Origin of the sequence: Vibrio sp. 10N.222.49.C12, assembly GCF_041475025.1 — a bacterium.
Classification (GTDB): Bacteria; Pseudomonadota; Gammaproteobacteria; order Enterobacterales; family Vibrionaceae; genus Vibrio; species Vibrio crassostreae_C.
This window is the reverse complement of sequence record NZ_JBFRVF010000025.1, coordinates 178700-195349: the sequence shown is the minus strand read 5'-3', so window position 1 is coordinate 195349 and position 16650 is coordinate 178700. Positions and strand designations below refer to the sequence as shown.

The window sequence follows — 16650 nt, the reverse complement described above, 5'->3', positions numbered from 1 at the left end:
GCCAACTTTGTTTTTCTCTTAGTCCAAAGTGGTAGTGCAGAGTTTAATTGCGGCTAATAATAGCTTAGCGCGAGCCATTTGAGAACATCGTCTGCTTAACCACAGTGGTTGGTTATGGCATTTTTATGTGTCGTTTTTGCTATTTGCCGTGAGTTTCGAGCTAATTACAGTGCTCTTTTTGTAAACTATCAGGTAACTGACTGACGTTCCATTGCTGGCAGCCCCACAATAAAATCTCATCCATTGAAGCCTCACAAAGAGCCGTCGGGATATCAAAACCTAAGAATCGCATCGCGTTGAGCAGCGTTGGTTTTGGGTTGTCGAGATCTATCGCGGTGGCATGGTTCTGTTTTGACAGTTTATTCCCCAAGCCATCGGTTGCCAATGGTAAGTGCAAGTAGCTCACTGTTTTTTGCTTGAGCGTCTTATACAAACTGATTTGTCGACCGGTGGGTTCTATCAGATCTGCGCCTCTTACGACTTCTGTTACTCCTTGTTCGATGTCATCAAGGACAACGGCCAAGTTATAGGCAAACAATCCATCTCTGCGTTTAATAATAAAATCTTCTACAGCTAGTGCTTTAGGGATTTGAATGGTGCCGTGGCGAACATCATCAAAGGACTCTACTGGAAAGTCCATGCACAAGCGCACCGCCTGTTCACCTGAATCGATTAGGCCTACATCTCGACAGTGACCATTGTAAAAGCCGCCCAAAGCCTTTATCTGCTTGCGGGTGCATTGGCAGTAGTAGGCTTGATTGTCAGCAACCCATTGATCGATTTGAGCTTGATACAAGTCATGACGTTGGCTTTGATAGACGACTTCACCATCCCAAAATAGATGGTAAGCCTCAAGCGTCTTAAGAATGAGGTCTGCAGCGCCGGCCATTTCTCTTGGCGGGTCGAGGTCTTCCATACGAACTAACCATTTTCCTTGGTTAGATTTCGCTTGAAAGTAGCTACCAAGAGCAGCAACAAGTGAGCCAAAATGAAGAGGACCTGACGGTGATGGTGCAAAGCGCCCGATATAATTCATGAGTGAACAACCTAATCTAAATGGTACCGCAGTAGCCGATTCTTAAGACGTTTGACAAGAGCTTTAATGCCTAGAACTAAGCTTCAATCTATAGAACAAGGTTTGATGTATAGAACTAAGGCTTAAAGCTGCTATTTACTATCAAGCGTGTGAAATACTTCGCTTGGATAACAAACAAAAAAGGGAGCCAAGGCTCCCTTTCTTTACATCTGCAAGAATTAACCTTGCATCTGTTTTTCTTTGATCTCTGCAAGTGTTTTACAGTCAATACAAAGATCAGCAGTTGGACGAGCTTCAAGGCGACGAATGCCAATCTCGATACCGCAAGAATCACAGAAGCCGAAATCGTCTTCTTTGATCTTGTCTAATGTCTTCTCAATTTTTTTGATAAGACGACGCTCACGGTCACGGTTACGTAACTCTAAGCTGAATTCTTCTTCTTGAGAAGCACGGTCAACTGGGTCTGGGAAATTCGCTGCTTCGTCCTGCATGTGGTGCACAGTACGATCAACTTCTTCCCTGAGCTGGTTGCGCCAAGCTGCTAAAATTTTTGTAAAATGTTCCGTTTGCTCAAGTGACATGTACTCTTCACCTGGCTTCTCTTGGTACGGTTCAACACCTGCGATGGCTAGGATGCCTAGCGCTTTTTTCTTAGATTCTGGCATACAGCATCTCCTATTTACACCTAGTCAACTGCAAAGCAGCTAATTTTAAGGCGGGTATCTATAGCAGAAAGAACGAATGGTGGCAAATACTCTTATTCAAACTTGCAATCAATGTGATTAGTTCAGCATCTTTGCCTAGCTATTGATAAATTCAACAGCTTGTTTTAGTTGTATTTGAGTACTGCTGAGCTCTGCTTTATAGCAAAGCACTTGAACTCCAGCGTCTTGTGCTTGTTTTAGTAATAACGAATATTTGGCGTCTATATGGTGTGCCGCAGACACTTTTTCAATACCTGAATGTAAAACAGTGAATAAAAGTACGGCTCTATTTCCAGATTCGACCATTTCTGTGAGTTCACGCAGATGTTTTTGGCCTCTGGTTGTGACCGCATCAGGGAAAAAACCTTGCCCTTTAGTTGACGTTTCTAGCTCGTCGAGCAAAGTGACGCTTTTCACTTCGATATAGCAAGGCGGCTTTTCGTTATCTTCAAGCAGAATATCAATGCGACTATTCTCACTGCCATATTTCACTTCGGTTCGTAACGCGTTATAACCTAAGAGTTCAACTATAGTCCCATTTTCAATTGCTTCCACTGCTAGCTGGTTTGCCCGCGCAGTATTTACACAAATACGATGACCTTTGTCTGTTTCTGAGATCTCCCAGCTGTTTGGGTACTTTCTCTTTGCATTATCGGAGGTTGAGTACCACACCGTATTGCCAGGAGTCGCACATCCTGTCATCGCTCCAGTGTTAGCGCAGTGAATAGTACGCTCGCTACCGTCAGGAAGTTGGATGTCAGTGAGAAAGCGTTTATAGCGTTTAATAAGAGTCGCTGGCTCTAATGGAGGATTGAAGTGCATATTACTTATTTAGACAGGTAGGTTTTTATGTACAATGTTGCCAACATTACACCACAAGGTTCTCCCATTGCCACAACTGCCCATAGAAGCTGTGATGCCAGATCTGCTCGCTGGCGTAGAAACACACACTCAACTTATTCTAAAGGCCGCTCCCGGTGCGGGTAAGTCAACATTCTTCCCTTTACAGTTAGTTAAGACCAACGCCGTTCAAGGCAAAATCATCATGCTTGAACCGAGGCGTTTGGCTGCAAGGAATATTGCTACTTACTTAGCGAGCCAATTGGGAGAAAAGGTGGGAGAGAGCATTGGCTTTAGAGTTCGTGGTGAATCTAAAAGCAGCAGTACGACTCGCTTAGAGATTGTTACTGAAGGGATCATGACAAGAATGATCCAAACCGACCCTGAATTAACTGGGGTTGATATGGTGATCTTTGATGAATTTCACGAGCGCAGTATTCACGCCGATACCGCATTGGCGTTTAGCTTAGAGATCCAAGAGGCGTTGCGTGACGATCTGAAAGTGGTAGTGATGTCGGCAACTTTAGATCAACAAGCTCTGCAAACTTTGCTGCCGAATGCCAAATACGTTGAATCACAAGGTCGCACCTTTCCGGTCGATTTCCGTTATCAGCCTCTTAGTGCAAATGAATATCTAGCCCCTAAAATGGCTAACGTGATTCGTTCGCTGATGGAGAAAGAGTTAGGCTCACTTCTGGCCTTTTTGCCGGGCGTTTCTGCGATTAAACAGGTGGAATCTCAACTAGAACAATTCGCCAATGATATCGATGTGTGTCCTCTGTATGGGCAACTCAGCTTTTCTCAACAGCAGAAAGCGATCGCGCCATCAGAGAAAGGGCGTCGAAAGGTGGTGTTAGCGACCAATATTGCTGAGACTTCTTTGACGATTGAAGGCATTCGATTGGTGGTTGATTCCGGGCTTGAACGTGTGGCGAAGTTCGATCTGAAAACCGGTATTACTAAGCTTGAGCAAGTTAAGATCTCGCAATCTTCTGCTGAACAACGAGCAGGTCGTGCGGGACGAATTGAAGAGGGCTTGTGCGTTCGTTTGTACAGCGAAACGCAGCTGATGCAGCAACCAGCTATACCAGAACCTGAAATTCTTCATTCTGATTTGTCTTCGCTGGTGTCTGAATTGACGCAATGGGGCGCTGCGAGTGCTGATGAACTGCAATGGTTAGACGTTCCACCCAAAGCTTCTATCGGGCAAGCCAAGCAACTCTTACAGACTCTTGAATTGTTAGACGATAATGGTCAATTTACGGCATTAGGAAAACAGGTCCAACGTTTAGGTCTAGAGCCTCGTATTGCCAGCATGTTGGTTAAAGCGCAGCAAGGTAGTCCTGCTCTGTTGAATGTCGCGATTGTTGCTGCTGCTTTGCTGGAAGAGCCGGAGCGCAATGTGACGGATATTCAACACTCTTTGCATCGACTTAAGCAAAGAAAACATTCCAAAAATAGCGTTGTGATGCAGCGAGCGAAAAGTCTCGCGAGCAAACTCAATCATCACTTAGATTTGTCACAAGCTGACGAATCATTGCTACCATTAGTGCTTTGTTTTGCCTTCCCAGACCGGATTGCACAAGTGAGAAGCGCGACCAGCAGTGCTTTCCTTTTGGCGAATGGCCACGGTGCTGAGGTTCGTGATGATGATCCACTGGCGAACAATAACTATATCGTAGTGATTGATTTGATGCGCAGCACAGGGCGAGCCAGTCAGATTTTCTTAGCCACCGCGGTTGATATCGCACAGTTAGAAGCTGAATTTCCAAAACTGTTTGTGCGTTCCGATTACGCCGATTGGGATGAGAAACGTGGCCGTTTAGTTGCTGAGCAGCGTGTATCTCTGGGCAAGTTGATTATCAGCACCAAAGCTTTACCTGATCCCGATGCGAATCAGGCGAGCCAAGCGCTGCTCAATTATGTCGCTCGATGCGGGCTGGATCGCTTAAATTGGACACCTTCGGCTAAACAGCTGGTTGAGCGTGTACGCTGCGCTCAGCTTTGGATGCCTGAACATGATTGGCCAGCGATGGATGACGCGAGTTTGATTGAACACCTTGATGAGTGGCTATCTCCCTATCTGAATGGCATTAAGTCGGCAAAAGGGCTGGCTAGTGTTTCGATTGAGCAAGCATTGTCGGCTTATCTTGGCTGGCCTTTGAATCAAGAAATCGACCAATGGCTGCCAACACACTATCTGATGCCAACAGGCAGCAAGAAGGCCATTCGTTATCAATATCAATCTGAACCAGTGATCTCAGTGCGAATGCAGGAAGTCTTTGGCGAACAAGACTCGCCATTGATCGCGCAAGGGCGTAAAAAAGTAGTGCTTGAGCTACTTTCTCCAGCACAGCGACCACTGCAAATTACTCAAGATTTAGCCGGCTTTTGGGCTGGTGCGTACAAAGAAGTACAAAAAGAGATGAAAGGCCGTTACCCAAAACATCCTTGGCCGGATGACCCTGCTAACCATGTAGCAACCACTAAAACCAAACGACAGTTGAATCGATGATGACCAAAATGTTAACGCCAAAAAAGGCACCACCTAAAAAAGCGCCAGCAAAGAAGTCACCAGCGACCAAAGCCAAGCCAAGAAAACCAAGAGCGGCTGCGAAAAAGACCAAACCTAAGGCTAAGAAATCTGGCAAAAGAGGTTGGTTGAAGATCCTATGGGGCATTTCTTGGAAAGCGGGCTTAGCGCTTGCGGCATTGCTGTTGTTCGTCGGTATTTATCTTGATTCTGTGGTCAAACAGCGCTTTGAAGGTCAGCTGTTTGATTTGCCAACCGTGGTTTATGCGCGAGTGCTAGACCTGTCTCCGGGAACTCCGGTGAGTTTGGTTCAGGTTAAGAATGAGCTCGATGTACTTAATTACCGTAAGGTGAACGCGCCTCGTCACCCAGGCGAATACTCTTCTTCTTCGACCAAGATTGAAATGATTCGTCGTCCGTTCGAGTTTGTTGATGGACCGGAAGCGGATCGTCATGTGATGCTGCACTTCAATGGTAACGAATTAACTCGCATTCAGTCGCTGGAGAAGAAAGGCGACATGGGCTACCTGCGTGTTGAACCGAAAATGCTTGGCATGCTTGAGAAAAGTAACGATGAGCAGCGCCTGTTCTTAAAACGCAATCAGTTCCCAGAAGTGATGGTTGATGCCTTACTGGCAACCGAAGACCGAAACTTCTATCAACACGATGGTGTGTCGCCACTGGCCATCGCTCGTGCAATGGTCGTTAACGTCAAAGCTGGGCGAACGGTACAAGGTGGTAGTACGCTGACACAACAGTTGGCAAAAAACCTGTTCCTGTCCAGTGAACGTACATTGTGGCGTAAGGTTCGTGAAGCCTACATTGCACTTATCTTAGACCATCGTTACAGCAAAGACCGTATCCTAGAGGCTTACTTAAATGAGGTTTATCTTGGACAGAATGGTGGGCAAGCGATTCATGGCTTCGGTTTAGCGTCTCGTTTGTATTTTGGTCAACCTATTCAAGAGCTGCGCATCGATCAGCTAGCACTGCTGGTGGGTATGGTGAAAGGACCGTCGTATTACAATCCGGTTCGCTATCCTGAGCGTGCTAAGACTCGACGCGATCTGGTTCTTCGCTTATTGATGCAACAAGACATCTTAACTCCGCGACAATACGAAGAGGCGGCGAATCGTGATTTGGATATTCAAGACAACCCACGCATTGCTAGCCGTCAGCCCGCTTATTTCCAACAAGTAAACATTGAGCTTAAGAAGTATGTCGGCGATCGATTTGAGGCGAAAAAAGGGATTCGAGTCTTTACCTCTCTGGATCCGGTATCTCAAGACAAGTTAGAGAAGTCGATTGCTCGTAAGGTGCCTGATTTATCGAAAACCGCAGGTAATAAGCTGGAAGCAGCAGCTATTGCCGTGGATAGAAATACCGGTGAAATCCGGGCGATGGTCGGTGGTAAGCGTACTGGCTACGATGGCTTTAACCGTGCCTTGAACGCGAGTCGCCCAATTGGTTCTTTGGTCAAGCCTGCAATTTACTTAACCGCACTAGAGCAGCCTCAGAAGTACACGTTGGCGACAACATTGAAAGACACGCCACTGAGCTTGAAAGGCAGTAAAGGTAGCGTGTGGAGCCCGAGAAACTTCGATCGTAAGTTCCGTGGCGATGTGCCTTTGTATGTGGCGCTTTCTAAGTCTTACAACGTACCTACTGTTCGTTTAGGCATGCAATTAGGCATTGATAGTGTCTCGGATACGATTGGAAAACTGGGGGTCGATAAAAATGAGATTCGCCCAGTGCCGTCGATGTTTTTGGGTTCGTTCTCACTGACTCCGTTCCAAGTTGCGCAGATGTATCAAACCATTACCAATTCTGGGCGTATAGCACCTTTGTCTGCGCTTCGCTCAGTTGTTGATAACGATGGCGAGGTTCTGTATCAGTCGATCCCTCGTGTATCACAAAGCGTTGACCAGCAAGCCGCTTGGCTTACAACCTATGCAATGAAACGTGGCGTGTCGGAAGGCACGGGCCGTTTCCTACAAGGTCAGTTTGCATGGGCAGGGTTAGCTGGTAAAACTGGCACTAGTAATGACAGCCGAGACAGTTGGTTCGTGGGCGTAGATGGCCGTGAAGTGACGACCATCTGGCTAGGACGTGATGATAATAAGCCGACTAAGCTTACTGGTTCGAGTGGTGCGTTACGTGTTTATGCCGATTATCTCAAACAGAGAACACCCGAGCAGTTATTACTGCCTTGGCCGACAGGAATTGTCACCGCTAACTTTACTCGAACTTCTGAAGGGGCTTTAGAGTTTGATTGTGATGGTGCAGTTAAACTGCCACTTTGGGATGAGGGTGGAAACATTAAAAAGGGCTGTGAAAGTCAACCAAAACAGTGGCTAAAGAAGCTTTTTCAGTGGTAAAGTCGTAACAAGAAAGAATGACAAGGACAGTTAACATAATGATTTCTCGTTGGTTAGTGAGTGGCTTAGGTGTTGTCGGTACTGTGATCAGTTTTCAGCTGTTTGCATCCACCGCGACACAGATTGATCAATCTCAGCAGGCTGAACAAGCTCATAAAAGGCCAACCGTTGCTGTCGTTCTTGCTGGTGGTGGGGCAAAAGGTGCAGCTCACATTGGTGTGCTTAAAGCTCTAGAAGAGATGCAAATCCCGGTTGATTACATTACCGGTACCAGTATGGGCTCATACGTTGGTGGTCTTTATGCGACAGGGATGAGCGCAGACGAGATCGAGAGCTTTATTTATACGGTTGATTGGAATCGCGGTTATCGTGATCGCGTTAACCGTAGTGATCGCCGCGTACGTGACAAAGAATATGAAGACCGCTACCAACTGAACACCGATCTCGGCTTAGGTTGGGGCGAAATCAAAGCAAGGAAAGGGGTGGTGCAAGGCCAGAATATGTTGCGTATTCTGCGTGAGACCACGGGTAATCTATCCTCATTCGATTCTTTCGACCATCTTGCTATCCCATACCGTTCAGTCGCAACTGACATTATCGAACTTGAAGAGGTGGTCATCGATCATGGCCACCTTGTTGATGCCATGATGGCGAGTATGTCAGTTCCCGGCGCGCTTCCCCCTTATGACCTCGATGGTCGAATGCTGGTTGATGGTGGTGTCACCAATAACATGCCCGTCGACGTAGCCAGAGCGATGGGTGCAGACATCGTCATTGCGGTGGATATCAGTACCAACTACAAAGGCAAAGATGATTTCACGAATTTTCTAGCCGCAGCTGACCAACTCTCTAATTATCTTGTTCAACGCAGCACCCAAGAGCAAGCTGAAACTTTAACAGACGATGATGTCTTCCTGCGCCCAGATGTTGGGGAAATGGAGACGACAGAATTTGATAAAATGCCATCGGCTTTCCTCGCGGGCTATGAAGCTGCTAAGCAGCATACTGATGAACTTTCTAAGCTATCGCTCTCAAATGCCGATTATCAGCATTATATCGAGGACAAACAAAAAGCGCGCAGACAGCTAAAACACGGCGATAAGACCGTCGTTGACCGAGTTGTTATCAATAACAATACCCACTATTCCGATAAGCTGATCGAAAACCGTTTAAACCTTGATTCAGGTGAGATTCTGAAGACCAGTGAAATTGAATCTAAAGTACAAGACCTCTATGCGCTAGATAGATTCGAGTTGGTGACTTATGAATTTGACACGGTAGATGGCGAGGAGCAACTGCTGGTCGATGTGAACGAAAAATCTTGGGGGCCAAACTACCTCAACTTTCGATTCTTTCTTGAAGATGATTTCTCTACTACAAGCCAATACTCGCTCGGTGTCTCAGCCAACTTTACTGATATTAATAAGCATGGTGCAGAGCTAAGAACCAATATCGAGATGGGAACGGACAAGCGAATTGAAGCGGAACTTTACTCGCCATTCTTTTCGAGTCAAAAGCTGTTTACTTCGGCATCGGTTGTTTACAGCAAAGAGAACAGAAACCTACCCGCAGATATTGATGATATTGAAGAACCGACACTGGACGTAACGAAAGATTATCTCCCTATGACGTATAGTGAATATGTCGGTGAATTGGCATTAGGCTATCAACCAACCTTGTGGCAGGAGCTGACATTTGGTGTTCGTTATACAGATGGGGATGTTGAGGTTTCTTCGTTACCTTCATTGGGCAGTGGTGGCTACAAGCGTATTGGTGGCTTCATGGGTTACCGACTGGATACTTTGGATAATTTCAGCTTACCGACCAAGGGTTACTTTGTCGATTTAGAGTACCTCGTTTCTCATGATGATTTTGATAATGACAGCTCTCTTGGTGAATCGGATTTAACGTCTGAGAGTGATACGGTTTATGAGTTTTCGGCCAATTTCATGGCAGCAAAGAGTATTGAGAAGCATACTTTAGTCGCAAAGCTGGATTACGGTATTGTAGAGAGCAAAAATTCGATTTTCCCTATTGATCCCAAAGAGCTTGGTGGCTTCTTAAACCTGTCAGGTATTCCAAGGAACAGTATGATTGGTCAGAACTTGGCTTATACCAGTCTTACTTATCGTTATAAGTGGTTTGAAAATGACTTCGGCCTCTTTGAATCACCATTCTACGTGGGTGCATCCATTGAGCATGGTGGTGTTTGGTCGAACAATGATTTGAGTATTGATGAAGCGCCAATGTACACCGCGGGTTCTGTTTTCGCAGGTGTCGATTCACCAATCGGGCCGATCATTTTAGCTTATGGCCGAACCGAAGATAATTTCGATTCGGTGTATCTGATTGTAGGTACGTCCTACAAATAATCATGCGCAGAGTCGCCATTTAAGTGCGTAATTAGGCAAAAATAGTGGGACTTTCGTCTTAACTTGCTATGTTGGTCAAAATGATAAGATTTTAATTTAACGTTAAATTTGCTATTCTACCGCCCACAGTTTGGCCTCTATGACGCCGCTCATCAATACAAATTGAATGACAAAAATGGCAATGGAGAGCCAAGTTTCCAAGGATGTTCACTTCTTTATTTTACTAACAATTATGAAGGGAAGAAGTGAACCGCAATGAGAGGAAAAAAGTCGTGCTTGAAGCCTACCGTAAACACGTCGAAGAACGTGCTGCCGAAGGAGTTGTTCCAAAACCACTAGATGCTGAGCAGGTAGCTGGCCTAGTTGAACTTCTGAAGAATCCACCTCAAGGTGAAGAAGAAATCATTCTTGACCTACTAGAAAATCGCATTCCACCGGGTGTAGATGAAGCTGCTTACGTAAAAGCTGGCTTCCTTACGGCTATCACTAAAGGTGAAGTAGCTTCGCCACTAGTAAGCAAAGCAAAAGCTGCAGAACTGCTTGGTACCATGCAAGGCGGTTACAACATCGAATCTCTAGTATCTCTACTAGACGATGCTGAGCTTGCTCCAATCGCTGTTAAAGCGCTATCTCATACTCTACTGATGTTCGATGCGTTCTATGACGTAGAAGAGAAAGCGAAAGCTGGCAATGCTGCTGCACAACAAGTACTTCAATCTTGGGCTGATGCTGAATGGTTTACAGCGAAAGATAAAGTAGCAGAAAAAATCACAGTAAAAGTATTTAAAGTCACTGGTGAAACGAACACCGATGACCTATCTCCAGCGCCTGATGCATGGTCACGTCCTGACATCCCAGTACACGCGAAAGCGATGCTGAAGATGGAACGTGATGGCATTACTCCTGATGAACAGGGTAGCGTTGGTCCAATCAAACAAATTGAAGAAATGCAAAAAGATGGCATTCCACTGGCTTACGTTGGTGATGTTGTTGGTACAGGTTCTTCACGTAAATCGGCAACAAACTCAGTACTTTGGTTCATGGGTGAAGATATCCCATTCGTACCAAACAAGCGTACTGGCGGTGTTTGTCTTGGTGGTAAAATTGCACCAATCTTCTACAACACAATGGAAGATTCAGGCGCACTACCCATTGAACTGAACGTACAAGACATGAACATGGGCGATATCATTGATATCTACCCGTACGAAGGTGTTGTTCACAAGAACGGTTCTGTGATTTCAAACTTTGAGCTAAGCAAAGTACTTCTTGATGAAGTGCGTGCTGGTGGCCGTATTCCACTGATCATCGGTCGTGGTCTAACGGGTCGTGCTCGTGACGCTCTAGGTCTAGCTGAAACGGATCTGTTTGCTAAACCAATCGATCCATCTGCATCTGATAAAGGCTACACGCTAGCTCAGAAGATGGTTGGTAAAGCATGTGGCGTTGAAGGTGTTCGTGCTGGTCAGTACTGTGAACCTAAAATGACGACAGTCGGTTCTCAAGATACGACCGGTCCTATGACTCGTGATGAGCTTAAAGATCTGGCGTGTCTTGGTTTCTCTGCAGACCTTGTAATGCAGTCTTTCTGTCACACATCGGCATACCCTAAACCAGTCGATGTAAACACTCACCATACGCTACCTGATTTCATCATGAATCGTGCGGGTGTTTCACTTCGTCCGGGTGATGGCGTTATCCACTCATGGCTAAACCGTATGCTTCTTCCTGATACTGTAGGTACAGGTGGTGACTCGCATACTCGTTTCCCTCTAGGTATTTCATTCCCTGCGGGTTCTGGCTTGGTAGCATTTGCTGCAGCAACAGGCGTTATGCCTCTTGATATGCCTGAATCTATCTTGGTTCGCTTTAAAGGTGAAATGCAACCGGGTATCACGCTACGTGACCTAGTACATGCCATTCCTCTTTACGGCATCAAGCAAGGCCTACTAACGGTAGAGAAAGCCGGTAAGATCAACGAATTCTCTGGTCGTGTACTAGAAATTGAAGGTGTTGAGCACTTATCTGTTGAGCAAGCATTTGAGCTTTCTGATGCATCTGCTGAGCGTTCTGCTGCAGGTTGTACCGTTAAGCTTTCTGAAGAGTCTATCTCTGAGTACTTGAACTCGAACATCGTGATGCTGAAGTGGATGATCGCTGAAGGTTACGGTGATGTTCGTACGATTGAGCGTCGTATTACAGCAATGGAAGAGTGGCTAGAGAACCCTGAGTTGCTATCTGCTGATTCAGATGCGGAATACGCGCACGTTATCGAGATTGATCTTGCTGACATCGATCAACCAATCCTATGTGCACCAAACGATCCAGATGATGCTCGTCTTCTTTCGGACGTTCAAGGTACTGAGATTCAAGAAGTGTTCATCGGTTCTTGTATGACGAACATAGGTCACTTCCGTGCTGCAGGTAAGATGCTAGAAGAGTTTAACGGCTCGCTAAATACTCGCCTATGGGTGGCTCCGCCAACGAAGATGGATAAAGACCAACTGACAGAAGAAGGCTACTACGGCATCTTCGGTCGTGCTGGGGTACGTATCGAAACTCCTGGCTGTTCACTATGTATGGGTAACCAAGCTCGTGTTGCTGATGCTTCGACGGTTATGTCGACGTCAACGCGTAACTTCCCGAACCGCTTAGGTAATGGCGCGAACGTTTATCTGGCTTCTGCTGAGCTTTCTGCTGTTGGCGCGATTCTAGGTCGCATCCCAACGAAAGAAGAGTACTTAGAGTACGCTGAGAAGATTAATGCAACCGCTGCTGATACATACCGTTACCTGAACTTCCATAAAATGGGTCAGTACACGGAAAAAGCAGACACGGTTATCTTCCAAGAGCCTGCGTAACGTCTGATTTTGTTGTAAATATAATTAAGGCCGCTGTGAATAGCGGCCTTAATTGCTTTTAGCATACAGCGAAAATTGCTTTTAGCTTACAGAGAGCTCGATTAGTGCTTAATCGTATACATTGCTGCAACATTGCGAGCAGTAAGTTCAATATTTTCAGCCGCTTCAGCCAAAGCTGTCGGCAAGTCTACTGAACGGTTCACTACCGCAAATACCGCGTCGATACCATGCTCATGAACCACACCACAATCACTGGCTAGACAGCCGGCAATACCGATGACAGGCAGTTTATGTTTTTTGGCTGTGCGAGCGACACCAATCGGTGTTTTGCCATGAATGGTTTGGCTATCAATGCGCCCCTCTCCTGTAATCACAAGATCAGCATCTGAGACTATTTCATCTAAATTGACGGCGTCCATTACGATGTTAATACCAGGGCGAAGCTCCGCATTTAACAGGCCAACAAGTGCCGCGCCTAGACCGCCTGCCGCGCCAGCACCAGGGAGATCAATGACATCGACGCCTAACTGGTTTTTCATGATACTGGCATAATGAGCAAGGTTAGCATCTAACAGCTCAACCATTTCTGGTGTTGCGCCTTTTTGCGGACCGAATACCTGTGATGCCCCTTTTGGTCCGCATAATGGATTATCGACATCACAAGCGACCTCTAAGCGTACGTTTTGTAGGCGTGGGTCGAGGTTGGTGAGATCAATGGTTGTCAGTTTTGACAGTTCACCACCACCAAACACCAGCTCGTGACCCTCTGCATCTAGCATACGAATGCCTAGCGCTTGAGCCATTCCTAAGCCACCATCATTGGTCGCACTACCACCAATGCCAATAATAATATGCTCAACACCTTTATCTAATACGGCTTTGATCAACTCACCCGTACCATAGGTAGTGGTTTTTAGTGGATTACGTTGTTCTGGAGAGACTAAATCTAGGCCGGAAGCGGCCGCCATTTCAATAATGGCAGTTTTACCGTCACCGAACATACCGTAGAAGCCTTCGACAATTTCACCTAATGGACCAATCACTGGATGTTGGATGATAGAGCCATTGGTCGCATCCACCAGAGATTGTACTGTGCCTTCACCACCATCAGCCATTGGTAATTTTACGTATTCGGCGTTTGGTATTAGCTGTTTAAAGCCATCTTCAATCGCTTGAGCAACGCCCATTGCTGATAGGCTTTCTTTATATGAGTCAGGAGCAATTACAATTTTCATTTTGATACCTTTAAACTTAAACAAACAGACCAAATACACCGAAGATCATTACTGAGACGAAGGCGATAACAAGACCGACCGCTGACTCATAAGGGATGAGTTTTAGACGTTCATGAATACTCATATGTACCGCACCACCCGTGGCATGGAAGAAGCTACCATGTGGCATATGGTCAAGTACTGTCGCACCAGAGTGGATCATTGCTGCGCCTGCGAGAGCTGGAACACCTAGCTCAAGAATGGTGCTGGCAAATACATTCGATGCCACTACTGTTCCGGCAGTTGTCGATGCGGTTGATAGTGCCATCAGTGCGCCAGAAAACGGAGCAAGTAAGTAAGAAGGCAGCCCAGACATCGTCAGCACTTCAATCAGATCAGCTTTTAGTCCTGAGTTAGCAATGATGCCTGCAATGGTTCCTGTGCCCAGTAGCATTACAGCAACCGGTGCCATACGTGACAAGCCTGAAACCGCAAAGCTATTGGCTTGTTTGAAGCGACCCATAGCCAGTGCACCCAGCAATCCACCCAAGGGTAATGCAATTAGAGGATCAACATTGATATCAGCGAGTGGTCGCAGCGCGAGTAGGGCAATAGCCACTAACGGTGCAACGATTGAAGAAGAAAAGCTTGGCAGTGAACTTTGATCCGCTTTGACCACTTCACTTTCCGCTACTTTTGAACCTTTATTGACGAGGCGCTTTGCCAAGAAGTAGGCGAAAAGCAGCCCAAATAGACCCGGAATCACGCCTGCAGCCATCACAGAGGTTAACGGAACATTGAACGCATCAGCCGCCGCAATGGCATTTGGGTTAGGCGACATGACATTACCTGCTTTACCGCCGCCCACCATCGCCAAAAGGATCGCGGTTTTAGAAAGGTCTGCGCGGCGAGCAATAGCCAGTGCAATAGGAGAAACCGTGATAACGGCCACATCAACGAAAACGCCAACAGCGGTTAAAATCATGGTCGCAATGGCAAGAGCAAGTAAGGCGCGAGTTTCGCCTACTTTTTTGATGATGGATTCTGCAATCGAGGTAGCCGCCCCTGATTCAATTAGTACGCCGGCCAACACACCAGCGGCGAGAATTCGCATCACTGAAGTGACGATCCCTTGGGCACCACCTATCATTAACTCAACGGTTTCGGTGAGAGAAACGCCGCCAACCACGCCGCCAACCAAAGCACCGATGATCATGCCGTAGGTGGGTGGCACTTTTTTAAGAATGAGCGCGATAGCAACAATCAATGCTGAAAGTGCGCCAAGAGTTGAAACTTCAATCATGTTCTATTTCCCAGATAACGATGTGTCATTTTCGGCAAATATAAAGATATAGGGTTGGTAAGTCTTTGTCATTCTCTACAAATAAGTGCTCAAATCGGTCCTTTTAAATTGTGCAGTTGCACTTTTTTTAGCTCGACCAGTGGAATAGATTTATTGCAATGTAGAGTTGAAATAGATCGTCTATATTGTTGATATTTAATGATGTTATTTGGTTTATCTTGTCTGTTCGATAGCGTAGCGTATTGCGATGGATATGTAGTTCGTTACAGGTGAGAGCTGAATCACAGTTCTGCTTTAAATATGTCTTCAAAGTTTTGATCAGTATCCCTTTACTGTCCTGTTGTTGAAGATGTAGGTAAGACTGCTCCAGTTGCTCACGAATCCATGGATCTTGTAACAGGCTACTCATAATGGCCGGCAGTCGATAGTCTTGATAGAAAAACATGTCTCCGGGGCGGTTACCGACACTGCGCATAGTGAGCTCAGCGGTATCATATGAGCGTGCTAAACCAGAAAGTCCGGTAAAGTAATCCCCAAGCGCAATCTTGATTTGAAACTTAGCTTCTTTCTTTATTCTTTTGAGTAGCAATTTCACGCGCTTGGCTTCTGCATCCTTGGACCAGCTGTTCCCTATCAGGGTTATAGGCTTGAGTACCACCACTTCGTTTTGTGAAACAGACAAGATACCGACTAAATTATCGCGCTCGGGATATTCAAGTAAATGTACTAATTGCTGTAAGTTTTCCAATGAAGGCGCAGTGTCTCCTATCGGTAACACCTTGACGATGGCGGCAATCCGCGGTTGTGCAAGGTCGAGATCCAGACGCTGTGCGATGGATTGCAGTTGCATGTCATTAAGCGTGCTACCTCGGATTAATTGCAATACCAATTCTTCACGATGCCTCTTATTCCATTCTACTTGAGACATAAGTACAGCTTGTTCAACAATAAGCTCAGCGGTCATCTTCACCAGCTCACCAAAATGATGAACTTGCTGCAGTGTCCCAGAAACCCCAATCGCCCCAATGACATTATCCTGAAATAGAATCGGTAAATTAACTCCAGGCTTAACCCCTTTTAGGTTTTCGGCAGTGGCTTCGTCAATATTAACGACTCGTGATTCGGTGATGGCAAGTACCGCTCCTTCATGTTTTTGGTATAAGCGAGTAGGATCACTGGATCCAATAATGCGACCTTTATTATCCATCACATTAATCGAGTGTGGGATGATCTTCATGGTTCGTTCGACAATTTGTTTGGCAATCATTTCGTTCAACTGCATAGAGCCCTCCTCTTCATTGACTGTGTAGGTTGGATCGTAACGATAAATTCGTCAATACGCTCGTTTCTGACAAGACAATGGTATACTCAGAAATAGTATCGCTTGAGTATTAATGCAGTATAGGTTG

At 46.0% G+C, this 16650-nt stretch carries 10 protein-coding genes; 4 read left to right on the top strand and 6 right to left on the bottom strand.

Annotated features, from left to right (window positions below):
- Positions 1–160: 160 nt before the first annotated feature.
- From gluQRS to sfsA, 3 genes are all read right to left on the bottom strand, one after another.
- Complete coding sequence (gene gluQRS, locus AB4583_RS09395; RefSeq protein WP_017068882.1) at positions 161–1036, bottom strand: tRNA glutamyl-Q(34) synthetase GluQRS; 876 nt, start codon at positions 1034–1036, stop codon at positions 161–163.
- A gap of 218 nt (positions 1037–1254) precedes the next feature.
- Complete coding sequence (dksA, locus tag AB4583_RS09390; RefSeq protein ID WP_372117125.1) at positions 1255–1701, bottom strand: RNA polymerase-binding protein DksA; 447 nt, start codon at positions 1699–1701, stop codon at positions 1255–1257.
- 135 nt (positions 1702–1836) lie between these two features.
- Positions 1837–2562, bottom strand: coding sequence for a DNA/RNA nuclease SfsA (gene sfsA, locus AB4583_RS09385; RefSeq protein ID WP_102394608.1), 726 nt, complete (start codon positions 2560–2562; stop codon positions 1837–1839).
- Between the two features lie 34 nt (positions 2563–2596).
- On the opposite strand from sfsA, the gene hrpB reads away from it, so the two are divergent.
- From hrpB to acnB, 4 genes are all read left to right on the top strand, one after another.
- Positions 2597–5095, top strand: a complete 2499-nt coding sequence (gene hrpB, locus AB4583_RS09380) for an ATP-dependent helicase HrpB (RefSeq protein ID WP_372117122.1) — start codon at positions 2597–2599, stop codon at positions 5093–5095.
- On the top strand, positions 5092–7491 hold the full coding sequence (gene mrcB, locus AB4583_RS09375) for a penicillin-binding protein 1B (RefSeq protein WP_372117121.1): 2400 nt from the start codon (positions 5092–5094) through the stop codon (positions 7489–7491). Before hrpB ends, mrcB begins: the two co-directional genes overlap by 4 nt.
- A gap of 38 nt (positions 7492–7529) precedes the next feature.
- Positions 7530–9863 carry a patatin-like phospholipase family protein gene (locus tag AB4583_RS09370; protein WP_372117119.1) on the top strand — a complete coding sequence of 778 codons (2334 nt, stop codon included), beginning with the start codon at positions 7530–7532 and terminating at the stop codon, positions 9861–9863.
- A 272-nt stretch (positions 9864–10135) separates the two neighbouring features.
- Complete coding sequence (gene acnB / locus AB4583_RS09365) at positions 10136–12724, top strand: bifunctional aconitate hydratase 2/2-methylisocitrate dehydratase (RefSeq protein WP_017072021.1); 2589 nt, start codon at positions 10136–10138, stop codon at positions 12722–12724.
- A gap of 101 nt (positions 12725–12825) precedes the next feature.
- On the opposite strand, the gene AB4583_RS09360 is transcribed toward acnB, so the two are convergent.
- From AB4583_RS09360 to AB4583_RS09350, 3 genes are all read right to left on the bottom strand, one after another.
- Positions 12826–13959, bottom strand: coding sequence for a glycerate kinase (locus AB4583_RS09360; protein ID WP_017059424.1), 1134 nt, complete (start codon positions 13957–13959; stop codon positions 12826–12828).
- A 16-nt stretch (positions 13960–13975) separates the two neighbouring features.
- Positions 13976–15241: a GntP family permease gene (locus AB4583_RS09355; protein WP_017059423.1), complete on the bottom strand. Its 1266-nt coding sequence runs from the start codon at positions 15239–15241 to the stop codon at positions 13976–13978.
- Between the two features lie 127 nt (positions 15242–15368).
- On the bottom strand, positions 15369–16523 hold the full coding sequence (locus tag AB4583_RS09350) for a sugar diacid recognition domain-containing protein (RefSeq protein ID WP_372117118.1): 1155 nt from the start codon (positions 16521–16523) through the stop codon (positions 15369–15371).
- Between the last annotated feature and the right edge of the window lie 127 nt (positions 16524–16650).

Excerpts from the sequence above, each read along its gene's own strand:
- mrcB (WP_372117121.1), top strand. The coding sequence starts at position 5,092 with ATGATGACCAAAATGTTAACGCCAAAAAAGGCACCACCTAAAAAAGCG.
- AB4583_RS09350 (WP_372117118.1), bottom strand. The coding sequence starts at position 16,523 with ATGCAGTTGAACGAAATGATTGCCAAACAAATTGTCGAACGAACCATG.
- AB4583_RS09355 (WP_017059423.1), bottom strand. The coding sequence starts at position 15,241 with ATGATTGAAGTTTCAACTCTTGGCGCACTTTCAGCATTGATTGTTGCT.
- hrpB (WP_372117122.1), top strand. The coding sequence starts at position 2,597 with ATGTTGCCAACATTACACCACAAGGTTCTCCCATTGCCACAACTGCCC.
- gluQRS (WP_017068882.1), bottom strand. The coding sequence starts at position 1,036 with ATGAATTATATCGGGCGCTTTGCACCATCACCGTCAGGTCCTCTTCAT.
- sfsA (WP_102394608.1), bottom strand. The coding sequence starts at position 2,562 with ATGCACTTCAATCCTCCATTAGAGCCAGCGACTCTTATTAAACGCTAT.
- AB4583_RS09360 (WP_017059424.1), bottom strand. The coding sequence starts at position 13,959 with ATGAAAATTGTAATTGCTCCTGACTCATATAAAGAAAGCCTATCAGCA.
- dksA (WP_372117125.1), bottom strand. The coding sequence starts at position 1,701 with ATGCCAGAATCTAAGAAAAAAGCGCTAGGCATCCTAGCCATCGCAGGT.
- AB4583_RS09370 (WP_372117119.1), top strand. The coding sequence starts at position 7,530 with ATGATTTCTCGTTGGTTAGTGAGTGGCTTAGGTGTTGTCGGTACTGTG.